Origin of the sequence: Curtobacterium sp. PhB170, assembly GCF_003752345.1 — a bacterium.
Lineage (GTDB): Bacteria > Actinomycetota > Actinomycetes > Actinomycetales > Microbacteriaceae > Curtobacterium.
The window spans coordinates 596,493-618,073 of sequence record NZ_RJUM01000008.1 but is presented as its reverse complement, the minus strand read 5'-3'; the positions used below and the strand labels follow the sequence as shown (position 1 = coordinate 618,073).

Below are 21,581 nucleotides of genomic sequence, written 5' to 3'. Positions count from 1 at the left end.
TCGCTACGATCGTTCGTCATGGGGGAACCACTGCAGAACCATCCCGGCGACCGCGAGTTCCCGGTCCGTCCACGCTGGCGGCACCGGGCGATGGTCGCCAGGGCGCGGAAGCAGACCGGGCGGCGACGGGACCGCGCCGCAGCATGGATCATCATGGCGATCGCGATCGTCGCGTTCTTCGCCGTACTCCTGATCTCGATCCTCGCGCCGTACGAGGTCCGGCAGCACTTCGGGTACGGCATCCAGGCGGTGTGGCGTTGCTTCCTGATCGCCGTCGTCGTGTGGTTCGTGTTGACCTTCATCGTCTCGCTGCGTGACATCGGACTGCCGGTGCGGGAACAGCGGCGGTACCAGGAGCGCACCGGCGCCCGCGAGCTGCCCGTCCGCCGGCTGCAGCAGCTGGCGCTCACCTCGTTCGGCGACTTCCACGAGGGCTGGTGGCCGGCGTCCCTCGCCCCGTACGGTGCGCGGATCGAACTCGGCGGCGAGTACCTGCAGGACGCCACACGTTCTCCCTTCGTGACGATTCCCCTGCCGCCCGTGACCGTCCTGCGCCGCGAACTCGATGAGGCCTACAAGGTCGCCAGCGGGCAGGACGCACAGGCCTTCGCCGTCGACCTGCTCGGTCCGAAGAGCGTGTCGTGGCAGTTCCTCGCGTTGAGCCGCACCGCCGAGGGCGAGGCTCGGCTCACCCGACTGTCCTCGCTGCTCGGCAGCGATCCCTGGGCGGGGTCGAGCCTGCTCGAACGCCGAGCGGACCGCCCGCCGAAGCTGCTCTGGTCGATGGACGTCAAGAACGCCGTCACCGCCGTCCGAGGCGCGTACGCCGCCGGGCTCCTGAGCGAGGACGATGCCTGGGCGTCGATCGACCTGGTCGCCGACGTCGCGTTCACCCTGTTCGACTCGTGGGACGACTACTTCGACAACCTGCGCGCCGCGTACGCCCTGGTCTACGACGAGCTCAAGACGGTGCAGGAGTTCGATGCCGGGCGGCGTGAGCTCTTTGCCTCCGACTGGCCGGTCACGCGGCTGCCGTGGCCTGCGTCGCCGGGGGCGCTGTTGCCCCGGACCGTCAGCGACCCGCTGTGGGCGGACGAGGACGACGCGTCGGTCTCCTGACTGCGACCGGACCCTCATCGGGGCGCCGGCTCGTGTGTGGAAGTGCCCGGGGAGCGCGCGGACGGCCTCGAGCAACCCACCGCACGCCAGAGCAAGCGCAGCACACTGTCAGTGACGCCTCGGTGAACGGCGGCATCTCGCGAGAACGCCACCGGCGTCGGGCCGTCTGGTAGGTCATTTCAGATGTGGCCCGCAGGGCCCCTCCTCCTACAGGAGATCGAGCGGCAGGAAGGGCGATTTCATCTCATCGAGGTGCATGTCGGTCGCTTTGGCGATCGCCGGCAGTTCCAGCGCCCAATACCCGACGAATCCCGCACCGTAGCTGTCGCCCGGGGCGACTGCGTCCAGCGATCCCATCCAATCCATCGGTTTCATCCGCGACGGCCAGTCTGCGAGGTACGTCTCGATTGCATGGCTGGCTTCGACTGGCTGCTCGAGCGCCGTGAGCAGGGGCCGCGCGAACCGCGGCGTCGAAGGCTTGTTCTGATCCCAGGAGTGCTGAAGTCCGGACGCAGACGCAAGCGCCGAGAACAGCGGGTCCGCCCCCTGCCGAACCACCGTCTCGAGAACCGTCCGCGCACGAGTCGTCCGGCCACAGCCCATCGTGATGCCGAGAAGCCGCAGCACGCTGATGTAGTACTCGTTTCCGTCGCCGAGGCTGGGCGACGGCTTCTGGTCGGAGGACGCTAGGTCGACCCACGTGCAGTACGCATCCGCCACCGATTCAGCGACATCTCCGATGACGTCCAAGCCGACGCCCGCGGAGTACTGCGCGGCCAGGTAGCGGAGGCCCATGTGCCACTCGCCACGAACGGCGCTCAATCGCTTCGTGGGATCGGTTGCTCGCTGCGCGGCAGCCTTGCGCCCTTCCCAATTGGTCGAGGTCACCTCGATGGCGCTCTGCCAGTATCGCGCATCGAACTCGGCGGCCCGCTGCCGGAATGCAGTCTTGCGCCGGAAGAGCGGCATCAGGGGATCACCTTTCCACCCGTATCGACCATGAATCGTGTTGAACCTCCATCATGTCCGACGACGACGACACTTCGGGGGAGCTTTCCCTCGTCGAGCAGCTTCTGGATCGCGTCGAAGTGGCGCTCGTCCACGGCTCGTTCCAATCGAGTCAAGGCATCCCGCGCCGCTGGAGAGTCGATCCACTGATCACTCAGCTGACGACCACTCAGTTTCGTGTTCTGCAACAGGCCGTTCGGAGCAGCGTCATCGTGCTTCGAGAACTTCGCCTCGCCGATCTCGTAGTCGCCGGTCTTCTTGTCGAAGTACACACCGTCGAGTCCGTTGGCATTGGTGCTGCCCTTCGTGTCGATCCGTTCGAAACCGGAACGAGCGTAGAGGTCGTGCATCTGCTGCTCTCCGAAGGCTGCCTTCTCGTCCTTGGTCGCGGTCCTCGCCAGGGTCCGCCCGTTCGGGTTGACCTTGACACCGAGGGGCAGTTCGACGCGACGTCCGAACGGGATCGCAGAAGTGACCTTCCCGACGACCGAGCGCCCCGCGGCGAGGACCCGTCCGCCGGCGCGGGAGATCCCACCCATGCCGCTGGCGTACTTGCCCATGCTCGCCAACCGCCCCAGGGCGCCAGCCGCGGGGACGCAGTCGAGCAGGGAGAAGGCGAGGTCCCACCCGTCGGCTTCACCCTTGCTCATCTTGTACAACGTGTCCGCCAACACCACGAGCGCGATCGCCGCGATGATCAACGTCCACGGCCCCGGGATGATCATCGCGATGATCCCGCCCACGGCCACGACGACCTTCGCCACCGACACGATGGTCTCCCACGCCTCGGACCCGAAGATCTTGTCCCACGTGGACTGCTTCCCCAGCCCCGCGTCAGCCGCTTCACCGATCTTCGTCGCGGTCCGCTGCTCCGCGTCCTGCCAGTCACCCTTCGCATCCGCCACGAGCCGCTTCGCCGCGTCGATCCGCGACTGCGCCGCCGCGATGTCGCCCTGCGCGGACGACACGGACCCCTGCGCGACGGCGGCGTTGTCGGACGCCGCCCGCAGCTGCGCCGGCGACGGCACGTCCACCCCGTCCGGCACCTCGGACCCGGCCGGGTACTCGTCCGCGACCTTCGACAGGTCCTTCGACGCCGACTGGTAGTGCGACAGGTTCGACTGCGCATCGGAGAGCCGGTCCTGCGCCGCGGCGAGGTCCCCGGAGGCGTCCTTCGCGTCCGCGAGCGCCCCATCAGCCCGGTACTGGGTGTCATCGACCGTGTCCGCCCACCCCGACAACGCCGTCGCGGCGAGTTCGTACGAGTCGACGAGCTTCGTCAGGTCCGAGGGGGTGTCCTCGATCGCGTCGACGAACACGTCGGCGGCTTCACCCTCCCAGTCGGTCAGCCACCCGGACCCCTTCACCGACTTCAGCCGGGTCGAGGCGTCATCCGCCGCGTCGGAGATGCGCTGGTACTCCCGCGACATCATCCGCAACGTCGACGGATCACCCTTGACCGGATCATCACCCTGATCGACAACGTCCCACCCCGACGGCCGCCCCATCATTCCTCCCCAGGTCCGATCTCTCGCCCTGTTCTCCATAGGCGCGCGAATGTGACCATATCAGGGGACATCGACGTGGACGCGTGCCCCCGACGCGGCCACGGCGTCAGAGGGCTGCGCGGATGGCACCGAGCTCCGGGAACCCTCGGAGCCGGTACCGGGCGGGGCGGACGTCGAGCTCGTCGATCAGGTCGGTCGCCAACTCCCGGAGCCGACCGAAGGGCACGGGCTGCGTCTGGCCGTCGAGTGTGACGAGCACCACGGTGTCGACCGCGGCGACGATCGTCTCGACGTCCTGGGTCCACGACGAGTACGAGAAGGCCGGGGAGTCCTCGGCGAGCCGCGCAACCGACACCGCAGCGACGTGCACTTCCTCGCCCCGGCGATCGAACGACGCCTGCAGGTCGTCCTGCTGCAGGTTCGCGACCGTCGACGTCCACAGCGCTCGGATCGTCCGCAGTTCCCCGTCGAGCGAGGGGTGCTCGAACCGTACCCACCCGTCAGCGCGCAGCACCATGGGCGGTCCGCTCAGGACCTCGCCCTCGTCGTCGGCCAGGATCTGCTGGGCGACACCGGCCGCGACTCGGAGCCCGTCCTCGTCTTGGTCTCCCGTGACGATGAACGTCGTCGGCGCCACCGGGAAGACCACTGCGCTGCCGCGGAGCTCGATGCCCTGGAACGTCTGCGGTGCGAGCACGAGCACCACGGCGAGGTCAGGGTCCTGGATGACGATCGTGCCGGGCTGGATCACCGCGACGTCACCGCCGGCCTGCTCCTGCGCAGCAGCAACGGCCGCACGCAGGACGTCCTCGTCCGTCCACCCCATCTCGGCGAGCGCCGACGTGGTGAGGACCGAGCCGTCGTCATCGGCGAGGATCACCCCGAGGTCAGGCGCCACCGGCACGACGTGCGGCAGGCGGTCGTCCGTGCCGTCCGCTTGCGCACGCAGGGTGCGGATGCCTGCGGTGTCCAGTCCGACGATCCGTGCCGTGGTGACAGTCATGCGTCGAGCCTATGCAACGGGGCGCCGACGGCGGACCGGCGACGCCCCGAGACGGCGGAAGGAAGTTCTGCCTAGAACCACTTCTCCGCACGGTGGTCCGCCTGGATGCGACGGATGGTGTTCGAGCGCGACCGCAGCACGAGCGAGTCGGTGTGGATGACACCGCGCGAGCGACGGACACCGTCGACCAGGACGCCGTCGGTGACGCCGGTGGCGACGAAGAACGTGTTGTCACCCGTGACCAGGTCGTCCTGGTCGAGGACCTTGTCCAGGTCGTGGCCGGCGGCGACGGCGCGCTCGCGCTCCTCGTCGTCCTTGGGCTGGAGCTTGCCGAGGATCACACCGCCGAGCGCCTTGATCGCGCACGCCGTGATGATGCCCTCGGGGGTGCCACCGACGCCGACGCACATGTCGATCGTCGAGCCGGGCAGCGCCGCGGCGATGCCACCGGCGACGTCACCGTCGAGCAGCAGACGCGTCCCGGCACCGGTCGCACGGATCGCGCGGATCAACTCGTCGTGACGGGGACGGTCGAGCACGGCCACGACCATGTCCTCGAGGTCCTTGCCCTTGGCCTTCGCCAGCGCGCGGATGTTCTCGCCGATGGGCTTCTCGAGGTCCAGGACCCCGCGGCCCTCGGGGCCGGCGGCGATCTTGTCCATGTAGAACACGGCGGAGGGGTCGTACATCGAACCGCGGTCCGAGACGGCCATGACGGAGATGGCGTTCTGACGGCCGGCGGCGGTGAGCGAGGTGCCGTCGATCGGGTCGACCGCGATGTCGCAGGCCGGGCCGTGGCCGTTGCCGACGTGCTCGCCGTTGTAGAGCATCGGGGCGTTGTCCTTCTCGCCCTCACCGATGACGACGACACCGTCGAAGTTCACCGTGCCGAGGAACTTGCGCATCGCGTCGACCGCGGCACCGTCGGCGAGGTTCTTCTCACCACGCCCGACCCACGGCTGCGCACGGATCGCGGCGGCCTCCGTCGCACGCACGAGCTCGAGGGCCAGGTTGCGGTCGGGCTGGAGGAACAGGGAGCCGGTTTCCGTAGAGGGAGTCACGACCCGAGCTTACCGACCGCCGTCGAGTCACACTCCAGTCCGGCTGACTACGATCGGCGGGGACATCACCGAAGTCGAAGGAGATCCACGTGCCCATCGCAACGCCGGAACAGTACGCCGAGATGATCGAACGCGCGAAGGCGGGCAAGTTCGCGTACCCCGCGGTCAACGTGTCCTCGTCGCAGACCATCAACGCGGTCCTCCAGGGCCTGCAGGAGTCCGGCTCGGACGGCATCCTCCAGGTCACGACGGGCGGTGCCGACTACTTCGCCGGCCAGACGATCAAGAACCGTGCCGCCGGTGCCCTCGCGATGGCGAAGTTCGCCCACGAGGTCGCGAAGAACTACGACATCACGGTCGCGCTGCACACCGACCACTGCCCCAAGGACGCCCTCGACGGCTTCGTCCTGCCGCTCATCGCGGCGAGCGAGGAAGAGGTCCGCGCCGGCCGCAACCCGATCTTCCAGTCGCACATGTGGGACGGCTCGGCCGTGCCGCTCGACGAGAACATCGAGATCGCGAAGACCATGATCGAGAAGACGCGGAACATCAACGCGATCCTCGAGGTCGAGATCGGCGTCGTCGGCGGCGAAGAGGACGGCGTCGAGCACGAGGGCACGAACGACGCCCTGTACACGACCCCGAACGACGTCGAGCGGGTCGTCGACGCGCTCGGCCTGGGCGACAAGGGGCGCTGGATCGCCGCGCTCACCTTCGGCAACGTGCACGGCGTCTACAAGCCGGGCAACGTCAAGCTCCGCCCCGAACTCCTCGGCGAGATCCAGGCCTCGGTCGCGGCCAAGCACGGCACGGGCGAGAACCCGCTCGACCTCGTCTTCCACGGCGGCTCCGGCTCGACCGACGACGAGATCCACGAGGCCGTCCGCAACGGCGTCATCAAGATGAACATCGACACGGACACGCAGTACGCGTTCACCCGATCGATCGCGGACTCGATGTTCCGGAACTACGAGGGTGTCCTGAAGATCGACGGCGAGGTCGGCAACAAGAAGCAGTACGACCCCCGCGCCTGGGGCAAGGTCGCCGAGTCCGCCATGGCGGCTCGCGTGGGCGAGGCCGCGAAGGTGCTCGGCTCCGCCGGTCACACCAAGGGCTGAGCAGGTCCGTCCCGGCGCAAGACGCCGTCGTGTCCGCGGAACACCGCGGATTCCGGCGGCGTCTCGCGGTTCCGGGGGCGTCATGCGATGACGACGGCGTCTCGACGGTCGGTCTGGAGGCCCGGCTCGCCTCCGCCACGCTCGCCACGTGCCACGATGGGCAGGTGACCGTCGACGCCATCGCCTCCGAGTTCGCCCAGTTCGTCACCGAGTCGCCCACCGCGTTCCACGCGGCAGCGGCCGCCCGCGACCGCCTCCTCGCAGCCGGGTTCACCGAGCTGTCCGAGCTCGACGCCTGGCCCACCGGACCCGGCGCGTACGTCGTGGTCCGCGACGGTGCGGTCATCGCGTGGCGCCTGCCGGAGGGTGCAACGGCGACGGCCCCGTTCCGGATCCTCGGCGCACACACCGACTCCCCCGGGTTCCGGATCAAGCCGAACCCCGGAGTCCGCACCGGCGGGTGGGAGCAGCTGAACGTCGAGGTCTACGGCGGCGCGCTCCTGTCGACGTGGTTCGACCGCGACCTGCGCATCGCCGGCCGGGTCGTCGACGCCGACGGCAGCGTGCGGCTCGTCAGCACCGATGCCGTCGCCCGCATCCCGAACCTCGCGATCCACCTCGACCGCGGGGTGAACGACGGCAAGGAGATCGACCGCCAGCGCCACACGCTGCCGATCGTCGGCGTGGACGGCGACGCCGGCGGGACCTCGGTCGTGGAGTGGCTGCGCGCTCGCCTCGGAGACGATGCAGTTTCGTGGGACCTCTTCCTCGCCGACACCCAGGCCCCCGCCCGCATCGGCATCGAGCGCGAGTTCCTGGCGTCGGGCCGGATGGACAACCTGACGAGCGTGCACGCCGGGCTCCGCGGCATCGTGGACGCCCCGGCGGACGGCGACCACATCCCCGTGTTCGCAGCGTTCGACCACGAGGAGATCGGTTCCTCGACCCCGTCCGGTGCCGGTGGCCCGTTCCTCGAGGACGTCCTCGTCCGCGTGCAGGAGGGTCTCGGCGCCACCCGCTCCGAGGCCGCCCGGGCGTTCCGCGCCTCGTGGCTGCTCTCGAGCGACGCCGGTCACCTGGTGCACCCGAACCAGTCGGAGAAGCACGACCCGACGAACCGTCCGCGCCCCGGAGCCGGTCCGCTGCTGAAGATCAGCGCGAACCAGCGTTACATGACCGAGGCCAAGGGCGAGGCCGTCTGGGCCGCCGCGTGCGACACCGCAGGGGTGCCGTGGCAGCCGTTCGTCAACGTCAACACGATCCCCGGTGGCTCGACCATCGGCCCGATCGCAGCGACCCGGCTCGGGATCCCGACGATCGACATCGGCGTCGGGTTGCTGTCGATGCACTCGATCCGCGAGCTCGTGCACGTCGAGGACCTGGCATCACTGCACGGCGCCGTCGCGGCGTTCCTGGCCGGCTGAGCCCTGACCGGCTGGACCCGGTCGCCCACGCGGAACGACGTTCTCGACGTCTCACGACATCGAGAACGTCGTTCCGGGTCGGCGCGTACCCGGCTCGGGTCAGGCGCCGGCCTGGCGCATCATGAACTCCACGAACTGCGGGTCCTGGAACACCACGACGACGAACGCGATGGTGCTCACGAACGTGGCCACGACCGCGCCGACGATCGGCACCCAGAACGTGCGCTTGCGTGCCCGGAGCCGGCGGATCGACCACCACGCCACGAGCGCGAAGACCACGACGTTCGTGATCGCCCCGATGATCGCGGCACCGCTCAGTGCACTCGGGTCGTTCAGCGCCGTGTACTGCGTCTCGAGGGTCCGACGCACCGTCGACGCGACGTTGGTCACCGCGAGGGACTGCACCACGGAGATGAGTCCGAAGGCGAGCAGCCCGACCGTCAGGACGAAGTCGGCGGGCGTGCGGCCGAACCGGCTCGTCGACGCGGACCGCTGCGACCCGCCCGTGGTCGGGTCGCCGGCTGCGCCGGGTCGGCCTGGAGGCACGGTGCCGGTCGGCGCACCGGCACCGGACCGGTACGCGGTCGCGCCGTCCTGCCCGGCCTGGCTCGCCGCCTGCTGGCGGCGGTCGCGCTCCTGCTGCTCGCGCTCCTGTCGTTCCTGTTCGACCAGGACCGGGTTGACCCATCCCTCGGGCGCGTACTCGCCGTACGCGGGGGCGGGTCGGCCGTGGACCCGGCCGCTGACGGCACCGGCGGCCGTCGTCGGGGACGTGCCCCGGGCCTCCTGGCCGGCTGCCGCCGTGTCGTCGACCTGACCCGGCTCGCGCTGCGGCACCGAGCCCCAGCCGTCCGCGCCGCTCATGCCCGACGCCCGCCGAGCGCGCGCGTCGGGTTGCCCGACGCGTCGGTGCGGAGCTCCTTCGGGAGCGAGAACATCAGGTCTTCGTGTGCGGTCACGACTTCTTCCACGGCGCCGTACCCGGCGTCGGCGAGTTGTTCGAGGACCTCGGCGACGAGCTCTTCGGGGACGGACGCACCGCTCGTGACGCCGACGGTGGCGACGCCGTCGAGCCACTCCTGGCGGATCTCCTCCGCGTAGTCGACGCGGTGCGCGGCCTTCGCCCCGTGCTCCAGGGCGACCTCGACCAGACGGACGCTGTTCGACGAGTTCGCGGAGCCGACGACGATCACCAGGTCGGTGCCCGGGGCGACCTTCTTGATGGCGACCTGGCGGTTCTGGGTGGCGTAGCAGATGTCGTCGGACGGCGGGTTCGCGATCGTGGGGTACTTCTCGCGCAGCAGGCGGACGGTCTCCATCGTCTCGTCGACGCTCAGCGTGGTCTGCGACAGCCAGACGAGGTTGTCGGGGTCGGGGACGTCGAGCGCGGCGACGTCGTCCGGTCCGTTGACCAGGATCGTGCGGTCGGGGGCGTGTCCCATCGTGCCCTCGACCTCTTCGTGGCCGGTGTGCCCGATCAGGATGATGGTCCGCTCGGCCTTGGCGAACCGGGTGGCCTCGCGGTGGACCTTGGTGACCAGGGGGCAGGTGGCGTCGATGGCGTGCAGGTCGCGGTCGGCAGCACCGGCGACGACGGCCGGCGAGACGCCGTGGGCGCTGAAGACGACGTGCGAACCGCGCGGGACCTCGGCGACGTCGTCGACGAACACCGCACCGCGCTGCTCGAGGGTCGACACGACGTGGACGTTGTGGACGATCTGCTTGCGGACGTAGACGGGCTCGCCGTACTGCTCGAGCGCCTTCTCGACCGCCACCACCGCTCGGTCCACCCCGGCGCAGTAGCCGCGGGGTGCCGCGAGCAGCACCTTCTTCGGACCGGCGACCGGCTCGTCACGCAGTCGCCCACGCGCCGCGTGCACACGCGGAGGGGCGAGCGGGACCGTGTGGCCGTTGGTGATCGTCACGTCCCCGATGATAGGTGAGCGGGACGCACGCGACCTGGGCGCGGGGGCCGGCTGTGGAGAACCTGCCGCTCGCCCGCTGTCACCGGTGTCGGGCACGATGGACGTCCAGCACGAGAAGGAGCGACATGGCGATCGAACAAGGCCCGCCGACGGCCGACAACCCGTGGCCGGTCGCGCTCCTCGGCGCGAAGCTCCGCGACTGGATCGATCGGCTGGGCACCGCGTGGATCGAGGGCGAGATCACGCAGTGGAACGTCGCCGGCGGCAACGTGTACGGCAAGCTCAAGGACGTCGAGGTCGATGCGACGGTGTCGTTCTCGATCTGGTCGAGCGTGCGGTCCCGGGTGCCGGCGGACATCAAGCAGGGCGACCGGGTCGTCGCGGCCGTCAAGCCGAACTACTGGGTCAAGGGCGGCTCGCTCACCATGCAGGTCGTCGAGATGAAGCACGTCGGCCTCGGTGACCTGCTCGAACGGCTCGAACGCCTGCGCCGGACCCTGGGCGAAGAGGGGCTGTTCGATCCCGCACGCAAGAAGCGCCTGCCGTTCCTGCCGCACCGCATCGGCCTGATCACCGGCAAGGACTCCGACGCCGAGAAGGACGTCAAGCGCAACGCGCAGCTCCGGTGGCCGCAGGTCGAGTTCCGCACCGTCCACACCGCGGTGCAGGGCGAGCGCACCGTGGGCGAGGTCACGGCGGCGATCCTCGAGCTCGACGCCGACCCGACGGTGGACGTCATCATCATCGCCCGTGGTGGCGGCGACTTCCAGAACCTGCTCGGCTTCAGCGACGAAGGACTCGTCCGCGCAGCAGCAGCAGCGAGCACACCGATCGTGTCGGCCATCGGGCACGAGGCCGACCGTCCCATCCTCGACGAGGTCGCGGACCTCCGTGCCTCCACCCCCACCGACGCCGCCAAGCGCGTCGTGCCCGACGTCGCGGAGGAGCTCGCGAACGTCCGGCAGGCCCGCGCCCGCATCGGCCTGCGGTTGTCGCAGACGCTCGCGGTCGAGGCCGACCGGATCGCAGCACTCCGGTCACGCCCCGCGCTCGCGTCGACGGCGTGGCTCGTCGACACCCGTGCGGAGGAAGTGGCCCGCGACCTCTCCCGGTCGCGGGAGCTGCTCGATCGTCGGCTCGAGCGGGGCCACTCCGAGGTCGGGCACCTGACCGCCAGGCTCCGTGCGCTGTCGCCGCGCGACACCCTGCGCCGCGGCTACGCGATCGTGCAGCGGGCCGACGGCGGCGTGGTGCGGTCGTCCGACGACCTGACCGGGCAGACGCCGGTGCACGTCACGCTCGGCGCGGGGACGGCGACCGGAACGCTCGAGCCGGACGGGCCGGGTCCCGACGGGTCGGGTTCGACCGGGTCGGGTTCGGGCGCCTGACGCGTCGGGATTGCCGACGGCCTGGTCACCAGCCGCGGTCGCGCAGCCAGGTCGTCGCCAGCGTGCTCCACGCCTCGGCCGGCCCGAGGCCCTCGGCGAGCCCGATGCCGTGCACCCCGCGCTCGAACACGTGCAGGTCGAACGGCACCCCGTGCCGCGCCAGCGCGTGTGCGTAGGACAGCGAGTGCGTCACCGGCACGTGCTCGTCCTCGGCCGTGTGCCACAGGAAGGTCGGCGGGGTCCGGTCGTCGACGAGCAGGTCCGCGTCCACCGCGGACCGCTCGCGGACGCTCGCGCCCGATCCGAGCAGGTTGTCGGCGCTGCCGACGTGCGGGTGGTCCGTCATCGACGTCACCGGGTAGCAGAGCACCGTCAGGTCGGGTCGGTCGTCGACGTCCGACACGGCGCGCTCGGCCGGCGTCGGTGCGTTCGACACGAGGGCCGCCAGGTGCCCGCCTGCCGACGAACCGATCACGACGATCCGCGGATCGGACGGGAGGCCCGCCCAGCGTCCGGCACGCAGGTCGCGGACGAGCGCTCGGGTCGCCACCACGGCGTCCGGGTGGCGGTGCGGGGCGAGCGGGTACGCGAACACGACCGCGTCGATGCCGATCCCGTTCAGCCAGCGGGCGTACCCCTCCCCCTCGTGCGGAGCGTGCATGCCGTACCCGCCCCCGGGCAGGACGACCGCGAGCGAGGGTCGGTCCGGCAGCCCGTCGCGCCCCGCGCTCGGTCCGTCCGGTGCCGGGTACCAGTCCACGCCCTCGGGGAGATCTGTCATGGCGCGACCCTACCGGCCGGTGTTCTCCCCAGGCGCAGCGGGCACGTCGGTCAGTCGGTGGACCCTCGGTAAGATCGAGTCGTGCCATCCCAGCAGGAACCCGAGCAGACCGACGTCCAGTCGCTGAGCTACGAAGCAGCCCGCGACGAACTCGTGCGCGTCGTGAGCGAGCTCGAACAGGGCTCCGCGACCCTCGAGCGCTCGCTGTCGCTCTGGGAGCGTGGCGAGGCCCTGGCCGCCCGCTGCGAAGAGTGGCTCGTCGGCGCTCGGGCCCGGCTCGACGCGGCCCGTGCTGCCAGCAACGCCGAGGACGGCTCCGCCCGATGACCGACGCGAACGGTCGCCCGATCGTCGCCGAGCTCGGCCGACCCGAGACGGCAGAGGAGACCTGGGCACGCAAGGACGCCGCACGGACCGCTCGCCGCCAGCACCAGACGGCCTTCAACCTGGTGATCGCGCTCATCGCGTCGCTCGGCATCGTGCTGTTCCTCGTCGCCGTCGTCGTGCGGCCGAACACCACGGTCGACCGCACCGTCGACTACCAGCAGATCGCGGCCGATGCCCACGTCGGCGACATCACCCTCGCCGCCCCCGACCTGCCGAGCGGCTTCACGTCGAACCGGGCCGACTTCTCCGACAAGACCTCGGACGACGTCGACGTCTGGACCGTCGGGTTCGTGACCCCGGACAAGCAGTACCTCAGCCTGCAGCAGGGGGTCGACGCGAACGGCTCGTGGGTCTCGAACCAGCTCGACCAGCGACCGTCCACCGGCACGCGCGTCATCGACGGCACGAAGTGGACCGTGTACGACCGACGAGCCGAGGGCTCCGACGCCGGCAACCACGCGTACTCGCTCGTGTCCACGTTCGGCACCAACACGATCGTGCTCTCCGGCACCGCCGACGACTCGTCGTACCGCACCGTGGCCACGGCCGTGACCAAGCAGTTCTCCCAGTAGCGACCGCCGGACGGATCCTGCCGGACACCCCGCAGCCCGACCACTCGACCTGATCCGACCCGATCCGAGGAGCCCCATGCCCGACCGTGCCGCCTCCACCCCGTCCGACGCCCTGCGCCTGCTCGTCGACGGCAACGCCCGCTTCGCCGCCGACAAGCGCCGCATGGGCCGCACGGACCCCGACCGCCGCACCGAGCTCCAGGGGTCGCAGGCGCCGTTCGCGACCGTCCTCGGCTGCTCCGACTCGCGCGTGCCGTTCGAGCACGTGTTCGACGCGGGCATCGGCGACCTCTTCGCCATCCGCAACGCCGGGCAGATCGTCGACGACGTCGTGCTCGGGTCGATCGAGTTCGCGGTCGTCGCGCTCGGCACCCCGCTCGTCGTCGTCCTGCGCCACACCCGGTGCGGTGCCGTCGCCGCGGCCCGCTCGGGTGAGCCGGTCCCCGCGCCGCACCTGCAGGCCCTGGTCGACGCCATCGCCCCGAGCGTCGAGAAGGTCCGTGCCACCGACGCCGAGCTCCCGCAGGAAGCGATCGGCGCCGCCCACCTCGAGGCCACGCTCCGCCAGGTGCTCGAGCGCTCCGGTGCCGTCTCCGACGCGATCGCCGAGGGCCGGCTGGCCGTCGTCGGCGCGACCTACGACCTCGGCACGGGCGAGGTCACGATCGACACGGTGGTCGGCAACGCCTGACGGCCCCTCGGCGCCGCACCCGCACGTCCCACATCCGTCGCACCGGTACAGTCGAACGAGACGCCCGGCGCCGGTTCCGTGACCCACGGAGACCTCGTGCGCCGGCGCAGTCCCCCGACGCGACCGCGTCCGGCGAGCACCCCAGGAAGGACCACGACGACGTGACCGACACCACCGAGACCGAGTTCCGCATCGAGCACGACACCATGGGCGAGGTGCGGGTGCCGAAGTCGGCGTTGTACCGCGCCCAGACCCAGCGCGCTGTCGAGAACTTCCCCATCTCGGGCACCGGGCTCGAGTCGGCCCAGATCGTGGCGCTCGCCCGCATCAAGCGCGCTGCGGCCATCGTGAACGGCGAGCTCGGCATCGTCGAGCCCGCCGTCGCCGACGCCATCGCGGGCGCGGCGGACCTGATCATCGGTGGGCAGCACCACGACCAGTTCCCCGTCGACGTGTACCAGACCGGCAGCGGCACCTCGTCGAACATGAACATGAACGAGGTCCTGGCCACGCTGGCATCGGACATCGGCGGCACCGCGGTGCACCCGAACGACCACGTCAACGCCTCGCAGTCCTCGAACGACGTGTTCCCGACCTCGGTGCACGTCGCCGTGACCGAAGCCCTGCTGCGCTCGCTCGTCCCGGCGCTCGAGCACCTCGCCGAGTCGCTCGAGACCAAGGCCACGTTGTGGGCCGACGCCGTGAAGTCCGGCCGCACGCACCTGATGGACGCCACCCCGGTCACCCTCGGCCAGGAGTTCGGTGGCTACGCACGCCAGATCCGCCTGGGCATCGAGCGGGTCACCGCGACGCTCCCCCGCGTCGCCGAGGTCCCGCTCGGCGGCACCGCCGTCGGCACCGGCATCAACACCCCGAAGGGCTTCCCGCAGCGGGTCATCGCCCAACTCGCGAGCGACACCGACCTGCCGATCACCGAGGCCGTCGACCACTTCGAGGCCCAGGGCGCGCGCGACGCCCTGGTCGAGGCCTCCGGGGCGCTCAAGGTGCTCGCGGTCAGCCTGACGAAGATCAACAACGACCTGCGCTGGATGGGGTCCGGCCCGAACACCGGGCTCGGCGAACTGCACATCCCCGACCTGCAGCCGGGCTCGTCGATCATGCCCGGCAAAGTCAACCCGGTCATCCCCGAGGCCACCCTGATGGTGGGCGCGCGGGTCATCGGCAACGACGCCACCATCGCCTGGGCGGGTGCGTCCGGTGCGTTCGAGCTCAACGTCGCGATCCCCGTGATGGGGACGGCGCTGCTCGAGTCGATCCGTCTGCTGGCGAACAGCTCGCGGGTGCTGGCCGACAAGACCATCGACGGGCTGCAGGCGAACCTCGAGCGGGCCCGGGCGTTCGCCGAGTCGTCGCCGTCGATCGTCACCCCGCTCAACCGGGTCATCGGCTACGAGGCCGCGGCGAAGGTCGCGAAGTACGCCGTCGCCGAGGGCATCACCGTCCGCCAGGCCGTCGTGGCACTCGGACACGTCGAGCGTGGCGAGGTCACCGAGGAGCAGCTCGACGCGGCACTGGACGTCCTGTCCATGACCCACCCGAACTGACCCCCTGCCGCGCTGACCCCACACGCGAAAGCGACAGATCTCCGCGAACTGTTCGCGGAGATCTGTCGCTTTCGCGTGTGGGGAACAGCCGGGCGCTAGACCAGGTCGGGCGAGTCCAGCAGGTCCGTCACGAGGGCGGCGATCGCGGAGCGCTCCGACCGCGTCAGCGTGACGTGGGCGAACAGCGGGTGGCCCTTGAGCCGCTCGATGACGCTCGCGATGCCGTCGTGCCGTCCGACCCGCAGGTTGTCGCGCTGCGCGACGTCGTGGGTGAGCACCACGCGGGAGTTCTGCCCGATGCGGGAGAGCATGGTGAGCAGCACGTTCCGTTCGAGCGACTGTGCCTCGTCGACGATCACGAACGCGTCGTGCAGGGACCGACCGCGGATGTGTGTGAGGGGCAACACCTCGATCAAGCCGCGCTCGATCACCTCGTCGAGGACGTTGTCGGATACCACCGACCCGAGGGTGTCGTAGACCGCCTGCGCCCACGGGTTCATCTTCTCGCCGGCGTCACCGGGCAGGAACCCGAGGTCCTGGCCACCCACGGCGTACAGCGGTCGGAACACCATGATCTTCTTGTGCTGCTGCCGCTCCAGCACCGCTTCGAGCCCGGTGCACAGGGCCAATGCGGACTTGCCCGTGCCGGCGCTGCCGCCCAGGGACACGATGCCGATCTCGGAGTCGAGCAGCGCGTCGATCGCGAGCCGCTGCTCGGCGGAGCGGCCGCGCAGCCCGAAGACCTCGCGGTCGCCACGGACCAGGGCGACGGAACCGGCGGTGTGCACGCGCCCGAGGGCCGAACCGCGCTCGGAGTGGATGACGACACCGGTGTTGACCGGCACGCCGTCGAGCTGGACGGAGCGGATCTCCTCCTTCTCGTACAGGTCGGCCATCTGCTCGCCGGAGACCTGCAGGTCGGCGATGCCGGTGTAGCCGGAGTCGACCGCGAGCTCGGCGCGGTACTCCTCGGCCGCCATGCCGATCGACGACGCCTTGACGCGCAGGGGCAGGTCCTTCGACACGACGACCACGTCGAGCCCGTCGTTCTGCAGGTTCGAGGCGACGGCGAGGATGCGGGAGTCGTTGTCGCCGAGCTGCAGCCCGGACGGCAGGACGGACTGGTTGGAGTGGTTCAGCTCGACGCGGAAGGAACCGCCGTCACCGAGCGCGATCGGGAAGTCGAGCCGTTCGTGTTCGATGCGCATCTCGTCCAGCAGCCGGAGGGCCTGCCGCGCGAAGTACCCGATCTCCGGGTCGTTGCGCTTCGACTCGAGTTCGCTGACGACCACCACGGGCAGGACCACCGCGTGCTCGGCGAAGCGGAACAACGCCCGCGGATCGCTGAGGAGCACCGATGTGTCGAGCACGTACGTGCGCTGGGCGACCGACGTGGACGAGTCCGCGGTGTGCTGGTGCTGGGTTCCGCGAGAGACGTTCTGAGAGGTCACGACCACTCCATCCCCGGGCCGCGAGCAGCCCGGTCCATGTCCTCGAACGCGGCCGTGGAGCGGGTCCCGAAGCACCGACTGTGGCCGCTTCGATCGGGCGCGGTGCCCGATGGGGACAACGTACGTCCGCCCTCCGACCCCCCGCCAGCGACACGCGGTTTCCGGCGTTACGGTCACGTGAACAACGTGACTCCGGCAGTCGACGTGGCCGACCGCCGGTCTGGAGGCCCGTGGCGGCGCCGCCACGCGCCTCCCGTCCGTCATGGTGCAAGCCGAGACTCGGCGACGCTGCCCCGAGACTCGCGGTGAGCGACAGTTCTCGCGCTCTGCGGTGCGAGAACTGTCGCTCAGACCGAGACTCGGCGCGGCGGGCGTGGCGGGCGCGGCGGGCGCGCGCTACCGCAGCGTGGCGTACGAGACGCAGGCGTCCCGGAACATGTCCAGCGTCTCGTCCGTCGTCGAGGCGAACACCGACACCCGCGCGACGCCGAGCCGCGTCGTCGCGGTCACGCCGTGGTTGTGCAGCGCCGCGGACAGCGCGGTCAGGCGCCCCTCGGCCGGCCGCAGCACGACGATGCCGGCGCGCTCGCGCGGGTCGCGGCTGGACTCGACCTCGAGCCCGAACTCGTCCGCGATCGCGAACACGCGCTCGACGCGCTCGGTGACGCGCTCCTGCACGGCGGCGACACCGACGGCGGTCAGCCGGTCCAGCGACACCGCGAGGCGTGCCTGCGCGATGGGGTCGATGCGGGTCATCTGGTAGCCGGCGGCACCCGGGCGCACGGCGGGGACGTCCACGGGCCAGCCGGTGGTGCCGTGCGGGCCGGACAGCGCCGGACGCAGGCGGTTCAGGGCACGGTCGCTGAAGGCGGTGAATCCCGTGCCCCAGCCGGCGTGCAGCCACTTCTGGCCGCCGGTCGCGACGACGTCCGCGATCTCGTAGGGCGCGTCGACGACCCCGAAGCCCTGGATCGCGTCGAGGATCAGCAGGCGGTCGCCGATGACCTCGCGGATGCCGGCGAGGTCGGCCAGGTAGCCGGTGCGCCAGTCGACCAGCGACACCGCCACGGCCGTCACGTCGTCGGTCAGGCGCTCCTGGATGAGCGAGGGGGTCATCCACCCGGCACCGGACTCGATGACGACGGGCTGGACGCGGCCGCCGGTCGCCGAGGCGGCACTCGCCAGCGCGAGCGGCAGCGACGGGTACTCGTCGGCCGACACCAGCACGCCGCCGGTCAGGCCGAAGGCGGTGTGCAGCAGACCGGGGGTCGTCGCGGTCTGCGAGACGACCTGGTCCTCGCGGCGACCGACCAAGCGGGCGGCGACCGTTCTGACTCGGGCGTCCTGCTCGTCGAGGGTCTCCATGGCGCCGAAGCGCATGTGCTCCTGGATCGTGCCGAGCACGCGCTGCTCCTCGAGCACGGCGGTCTGCACGGGGCCGAACGCAGCGTGGTCGAGGTAGCCGGGGTCCTCGGAGAAGCCGGCGGCGTACTCGTCGATGTTCACAGGGGTGCACCTTTCACAGTGTCGAACCCTGAGAGCCTACTGGGACGGGGCTGCCGCGGCCGACGCGACGCGGGACGTGGCCACTCCGTGCGCGGTGTGGGCCGGGTCAGCCGGGTCAGCCGCCTCAGCCGCCTCAGCCGCCCCAGCCGGTTCAGCCGGTTCAGCCGCCGAAGCGTCGCGACCGCAGCCCGAAGTCGCGGACGGCACGCAGGAAGTCGACCTCGCGCAGGTCGGGGTAGAGCGCCTCGACGAAGTAGAACTCGCTGTGCGCGCTCTGCCAGAGCATGAAGTCGGACAGCCGCTGCTCGCCCGAGGTCCGGATCACCAGGTCGGGGTCGGGCTGTCCCTGCGTGTACAGGTGGTCGCCGATGAGCTCGGGGGTCAGGACCTCGGCCAGGGTGTCGATCGTGCCGCCACCCGCGCCGTGCGACTCCACGATGCTGCGCATGGCGTCGGCGATCTCGCGGCGTCCGCCGTACCCGACGGCCAGGTTGATGTGGAGTCCGGTCCGGCCGGCGGTGCGCTCCTCGGCCTGCGCGAGCGCGGACACGAGCGAATCGGGCAGCCCCTCGTTCGACCCGACGTGCTGGACGCGCCAGTCCGTGGTGTCGGCGAGCACCCCGGCCAGGTCGCCGATGATGCCGACGAGCTCACTGAGTTCCGCTCCGGCACGTCCGGTCAGGTTGTCGGCGGAGAGCAGGTAGAGCGTCACGACCTCGATGCCGAGCTCGTCGCACCAGGTCAGGAACTCCGGGATCTTCGCGGCGCCGGCGCGGTGGCCGTGCGCGGCGGACTCGAGCCCGAGCTGCTTCGCCCACCGACGGTTGCCGTCGACGATCATGGCGACGTGCTTCGGCTTCGCGCTGCCCTCGATCTGGCGGCGGATGCGGCTCTGGTAGGCGCGGTAGAGGATCCCTCGTCCTGCCCATCCCACCCTGCCGGTCACGCACCGAGCGTAGTGCACCGTCGGTCGGAGCGTCCCGAGTGCGGCTCCCCCAGAACTCGTGGCATCCGTTCGGGCGCGGGGCTTACAGTCGGCACATGCAGGACGAGCACGAGACCGCCACCCTCCCCCACGTCCCGTTCACCGAAGAGGCCGCGACGACCACGGAGGACACCCGCCCCGCCTGGCGCGGGTGGATCCACCTCGGTGCGTTCCCGTTCGCCATCGCGATGGGCATCGTCCTCATCGCCCTGGCCGACAGCACCGCGGCGAAGGTCGGCAGCGCGGTGTTCATGGCCACGTCGCTGGCCATGTTTGGGGTCTCCGCGACGTACCACCGGTTCCCGTGGGGGCCGACCGTCAAGGCGGTGCTCAAGCGCATCGACCACACGAACATCCTGCTGCTCATCGCCGGCACCTACACGCCGATCGCGATCTGCGCCCTGCCGCACACCCTGATGGTGGTCGTGCTCTGGGTGATGTGGTCCGGCGCCGCCCTCGGCATCGCGTTCCGGGTGCTGTGGATCAACGCACCCCGGTGGCTGTACGTGCCGATCTACCTGGTGCTCGGGTGCGCGGCGCTCGGGCTGCTGCCGCAGTTCTTCGCGGCGAGCGTCCCGATGACCGTGCTCATCCTGTCCGGCGGCGTCGCCTACATCGTCGGCGCGCTGGTCTACGGCTTCAAGCGGCCGAACCCGGTGCCGACCCAGTTCGGCTTCCACGAGGTGTTCCACGCCCTGACGGTCGTGGCCTTCGGCGCGCAGTGGGTCGGCGTGCTCATCGTCGCCCTGGACCCGGTGCGCTGACGGTCGCACGTTCCTTCCCAGGACGCGCGCGATGCCTGGTCGTTCCGGTCGTACTCACCCGGAACTCTCGACCAGGTACGCCCGATCCATCCAGGTACACGCAGCTGCGCGTCAACCGCGCTCGGTGTCGTCCCCGACGTCGGCTCGGCCGTCCTCGGCCGCACGCCGCTCCGACTCGTCCGTCGCCGGACCGTCGACCGCGGTGCCGTTCGCTTCCGCCTCGAGGCGCTCGCGGATCTCCGACCGGTAGCGCGTCCGGCGGATGCGCCGGGTCATGTCCACGACCAGGACGATCGTCGCGATCGCCACGAGCGCGATGGCGATGAACCCGACCACACCGGGGGTGACGTTCACGTCCGGCACGACGCTGGGGCTGGGACTGGGGGTGGCGGCGAGTGCCGCCGCGATGGAGCTCACGGGGTCGGTTCCTTGTCGGCAGGGATCCCGGCGAACAGATCGGTCTCCGGGAGCTCGGTCGGCACGCGGGCCTCCACGAGCTGGTAGTCCTCGGTCGGCCACACCGTGGCGAGGAGGTCGTTCGGCCAGTAGAAGAACGCACTGTCCGGTGCCACCTGGCTGGCGTGGGCACGGAGCGCGGCGTCGCGCTGGTCGAAGTACTCGTGCACGTCGACGTGCGTGGTCGCGAGGTCGGGCCGGTCGGCGAACCGCTCGACCCACTCGCGCAGCTGCTCGATCGCGGGGCTGTCCGGGTCGCGGTCCTGCAGCGCCTCGAAGATCGTGCGGAAGCGGCGCGGGTTCATCGTGCGCTCGTAGTAGAGCTTCGCGATCGACCACGGTTCGCCGGCCGCGGGGTACGCAGTGGGGTCGGCCGCGGCGCTCCACGCGGCGACGGACACCTCGTGCGTGCGGATGTGGTCGGGGTGCGGGTAGCCGCCGTTCTCGTCGTAGGTGACGAGCACGTGCGGACGGAACCGGCGGATGACCCGGACGAGCGCCTCGGTGCTGTACTCGAGCGGCACGGTCGAGAACGTGCCGGGCCGGACGGTCTCGCCCTTCTCGGCGTCGGGCAGCCCGGAGTCGTGGTAGCCGAGCCACAGGTGGTCGATGCCGAGTGCTGCCTGCGCGGCGGCCATCTCACCGCGGCGGTACCCGGCCATGTCGCGGTGCGCACGGCTCGTCGCGGGCTCGCCGAGCTGGTCGTTGAGGATGTCGCCGGCCTCGCCCCCGGTGCAGGACACGACCAGGACCTCGTGCCCCTCGGCCACGTACTTCGCCGCGGTCGCCGCCCCCTTGCTCGACTCGTCGTCGGGGTGGGCGTGGACGGCCAGCAAGCGGTACGGCACGGGACTTCCTCACGTGGGTGA

The 21,581-nt window shown here is 70.6% G+C and carries 21 protein-coding genes; 9 read left to right on the top strand and 12 right to left on the bottom strand.

Going from position 1 to position 21,581, the window contains the following annotated elements:
- Positions 1-18 precede the first annotated feature (18 nt).
- Positions 19-1,119 (top strand): DUF1266 domain-containing protein, encoded by a 1,101-nt coding sequence (locus tag EDF40_RS03425; protein WP_123340664.1) that lies wholly within the window; start codon positions 19-21, stop codon positions 1,117-1,119.
- A gap of 207 nt (positions 1,120-1,326) precedes the next feature.
- On the opposite strand, the gene EDF40_RS03420 is transcribed toward EDF40_RS03425, so the two are convergent.
- The 4 genes from EDF40_RS03420 to glpX all read right to left on the bottom strand — a co-directional run bounded on the left by EDF40_RS03420 (position 1,327) and on the right by glpX (position 5,699).
- Positions 1,327-2,088, bottom strand: coding sequence for a PoNe immunity protein domain-containing protein (locus tag EDF40_RS03420; RefSeq protein ID WP_123340663.1), 762 nt, complete (start codon positions 2,086-2,088; stop codon positions 1,327-1,329).
- On the bottom strand, positions 2,088-3,635 hold the full coding sequence (locus EDF40_RS03415) for a putative T7SS-secreted protein (RefSeq protein WP_395866449.1): 1,548 nt from the start codon (positions 3,633-3,635) through the stop codon (positions 2,088-2,090). Before EDF40_RS03415 ends, EDF40_RS03420 begins: the two co-directional genes overlap by 1 nt.
- Positions 3,636-3,741: 106 nt before the next feature.
- Complete coding sequence (locus EDF40_RS03410) at positions 3,742-4,638, bottom strand: hypothetical protein (protein ID WP_123340661.1); 897 nt, start codon at positions 4,636-4,638, stop codon at positions 3,742-3,744.
- Between the two features lie 71 nt (positions 4,639-4,709).
- Positions 4,710-5,699 (bottom strand): class II fructose-bisphosphatase, encoded by a 990-nt coding sequence (gene glpX, locus EDF40_RS03405; RefSeq protein ID WP_123340660.1) that lies wholly within the window; start codon positions 5,697-5,699, stop codon positions 4,710-4,712.
- Between the two features lie 89 nt (positions 5,700-5,788).
- Between glpX and fbaA the strand changes: the two genes are divergently transcribed.
- Positions 5,789-6,817 (top strand): class II fructose-bisphosphate aldolase, encoded by a 1,029-nt coding sequence (gene fbaA / locus EDF40_RS03400; RefSeq protein WP_123340659.1) that lies wholly within the window; start codon positions 5,789-5,791, stop codon positions 6,815-6,817.
- Positions 6,818-6,981: 164 nt separating this feature from the next.
- Positions 6,982-8,241, top strand: a complete 1,260-nt coding sequence (locus tag EDF40_RS03395) for a M18 family aminopeptidase (RefSeq protein ID WP_123340658.1) — start codon at positions 6,982-6,984, stop codon at positions 8,239-8,241.
- Positions 8,242-8,340: 99 nt separating this feature from the next.
- Here EDF40_RS03395 and EDF40_RS03390 read toward each other — a convergent pair whose 3' ends face one another.
- Together EDF40_RS03390 and EDF40_RS03385 are read right to left on the bottom strand one after the other, a co-directional pair.
- The gene (locus tag EDF40_RS03390) at positions 8,341-9,105 is read right to left on the bottom strand and encodes a DUF6264 family protein (protein ID WP_123340657.1); all 765 of its coding nucleotides are present in this window, start codon (positions 9,103-9,105) and stop codon (positions 8,341-8,343) included.
- Positions 9,102-10,166: a 4-hydroxy-3-methylbut-2-enyl diphosphate reductase gene (locus tag EDF40_RS03385; protein WP_374102062.1), complete on the bottom strand. Its 1,065-nt coding sequence runs from the start codon at positions 10,164-10,166 to the stop codon at positions 9,102-9,104. The genes EDF40_RS03390 and EDF40_RS03385 overlap by 4 nt, the downstream gene beginning before the upstream one ends.
- Positions 10,167-10,291: 125 nt before the next feature.
- On the opposite strand from EDF40_RS03385, the gene xseA reads away from it, so the two are divergent.
- Positions 10,292-11,554 (top strand): exodeoxyribonuclease VII large subunit, encoded by a 1,263-nt coding sequence (xseA, locus tag EDF40_RS03380; protein WP_123340656.1) that lies wholly within the window; start codon positions 10,292-10,294, stop codon positions 11,552-11,554.
- Between the two features lie 25 nt (positions 11,555-11,579).
- On the opposite strand, the gene EDF40_RS03375 is transcribed toward xseA, so the two are convergent.
- Entirely contained in the window at positions 11,580-12,335 is a 756-nt protein-coding gene (locus EDF40_RS03375; protein WP_123340655.1) for an alpha/beta hydrolase, read from the bottom strand.
- 81 nt (positions 12,336-12,416) lie between these two features.
- On the opposite strand from EDF40_RS03375, the gene EDF40_RS03370 reads away from it, so the two are divergent.
- The 4 genes from EDF40_RS03370 (at position 12,417) to EDF40_RS03355 (ending at position 15,550) form a co-directional block, all read left to right on the top strand.
- Positions 12,417-12,662, top strand: a complete 246-nt coding sequence (locus EDF40_RS03370) for an exodeoxyribonuclease VII small subunit (RefSeq protein WP_123340654.1) — start codon at positions 12,417-12,419, stop codon at positions 12,660-12,662.
- Positions 12,659-13,294 (top strand): DUF4245 domain-containing protein, encoded by a 636-nt coding sequence (locus EDF40_RS03365; protein WP_123340653.1) that lies wholly within the window; start codon positions 12,659-12,661, stop codon positions 13,292-13,294. The genes EDF40_RS03370 and EDF40_RS03365 overlap by 4 nt, the downstream gene beginning before the upstream one ends.
- Before the next feature lie 76 nt (positions 13,295-13,370).
- The gene (locus tag EDF40_RS03360; protein WP_111084807.1) at positions 13,371-13,985 is read left to right on the top strand and encodes a carbonic anhydrase; all 615 of its coding nucleotides are present in this window, start codon (positions 13,371-13,373) and stop codon (positions 13,983-13,985) included.
- 161 nt (positions 13,986-14,146) lie between these two features.
- Complete coding sequence (locus EDF40_RS03355) at positions 14,147-15,550, top strand: aspartate ammonia-lyase (protein WP_123340652.1); 1,404 nt, start codon at positions 14,147-14,149, stop codon at positions 15,548-15,550.
- Between the two features lie 95 nt (positions 15,551-15,645).
- On the opposite strand, the gene EDF40_RS03350 is transcribed toward EDF40_RS03355, so the two are convergent.
- The 3 genes from EDF40_RS03350 to EDF40_RS03340 form a co-directional block, all read right to left on the bottom strand.
- Positions 15,646-17,007, bottom strand: coding sequence for a PhoH family protein (locus EDF40_RS03350; protein ID WP_185002710.1), 1,362 nt, complete (start codon positions 17,005-17,007; stop codon positions 15,646-15,648).
- A 390-nt stretch (positions 17,008-17,397) separates the two neighbouring features.
- Positions 17,398-18,507 carry an aminotransferase class V-fold PLP-dependent enzyme gene (locus EDF40_RS03345; protein WP_123340651.1) on the bottom strand — a complete coding sequence of 370 codons (1,110 nt, stop codon included), beginning with the start codon at positions 18,505-18,507 and terminating at the stop codon, positions 17,398-17,400.
- Between the two features lie 160 nt (positions 18,508-18,667).
- Complete coding sequence (locus EDF40_RS03340) at positions 18,668-19,453, bottom strand: isoprenyl transferase (RefSeq protein ID WP_173170760.1); 786 nt, start codon at positions 19,451-19,453, stop codon at positions 18,668-18,670.
- A gap of 95 nt (positions 19,454-19,548) precedes the next feature.
- Between EDF40_RS03340 and EDF40_RS03335 the strand changes: the two genes are divergently transcribed.
- The gene (locus EDF40_RS03335; RefSeq protein WP_111084811.1) at positions 19,549-20,256 is read left to right on the top strand and encodes a hemolysin III family protein; all 708 of its coding nucleotides are present in this window, start codon (positions 19,549-19,551) and stop codon (positions 20,254-20,256) included.
- A 111-nt stretch (positions 20,257-20,367) separates the two neighbouring features.
- On the opposite strand, the gene EDF40_RS03330 is transcribed toward EDF40_RS03335, so the two are convergent.
- Positions 20,368-20,673 carry a hypothetical protein gene (locus EDF40_RS03330; RefSeq protein ID WP_123294745.1) on the bottom strand — a complete coding sequence of 102 codons (306 nt, stop codon included), beginning with the start codon at positions 20,671-20,673 and terminating at the stop codon, positions 20,368-20,370.
- Complete coding sequence (gene mca / locus EDF40_RS03325; RefSeq protein ID WP_123340650.1) at positions 20,670-21,560, bottom strand: mycothiol conjugate amidase Mca; 891 nt, start codon at positions 21,558-21,560, stop codon at positions 20,670-20,672. Before mca ends, EDF40_RS03330 begins: the two co-directional genes overlap by 4 nt.
- Positions 21,561-21,581: the final 21 nt, after the last annotated feature.

What these genes read in the sequence shown, in the direction of transcription:
- EDF40_RS03390 (WP_123340657.1), bottom strand. Translation starts at nt 9,105, where the DNA reads ATGAGCGGCGCGGACGGCTGGGGCTCGGTGCCGCAGCGCGAGCCGGGT.
- EDF40_RS03360 (WP_111084807.1), top strand. Translation starts at nt 13,371, where the DNA reads ATGCCCGACCGTGCCGCCTCCACCCCGTCCGACGCCCTGCGCCTGCTC.
- EDF40_RS03365 (WP_123340653.1), top strand. Translation starts at nt 12,659, where the DNA reads ATGACCGACGCGAACGGTCGCCCGATCGTCGCCGAGCTCGGCCGACCC.
- xseA (WP_123340656.1), top strand. Translation starts at nt 10,292, where the DNA reads ATGGCGATCGAACAAGGCCCGCCGACGGCCGACAACCCGTGGCCGGTC.
- EDF40_RS03415 (WP_395866449.1), bottom strand. Translation starts at nt 3,635, where the DNA reads ATGGGGCGGCCGTCGGGGTGGGACGTTGTCGATCAGGGTGATGATCCG.
- EDF40_RS03375 (WP_123340655.1), bottom strand. Translation starts at nt 12,335, where the DNA reads ATGACAGATCTCCCCGAGGGCGTGGACTGGTACCCGGCACCGGACGGA.
- EDF40_RS03420 (WP_123340663.1), bottom strand. Translation starts at nt 2,088, where the DNA reads ATGCCGCTCTTCCGGCGCAAGACTGCATTCCGGCAGCGGGCCGCCGAG.
- EDF40_RS03425 (WP_123340664.1), top strand. Translation starts at nt 19, where the DNA reads ATGGGGGAACCACTGCAGAACCATCCCGGCGACCGCGAGTTCCCGGTC.
- EDF40_RS03410 (WP_123340661.1), bottom strand. Translation starts at nt 4,638, where the DNA reads ATGACTGTCACCACGGCACGGATCGTCGGACTGGACACCGCAGGCATC.
- EDF40_RS03335 (WP_111084811.1), top strand. Translation starts at nt 19,549, where the DNA reads ATGCAGGACGAGCACGAGACCGCCACCCTCCCCCACGTCCCGTTCACC.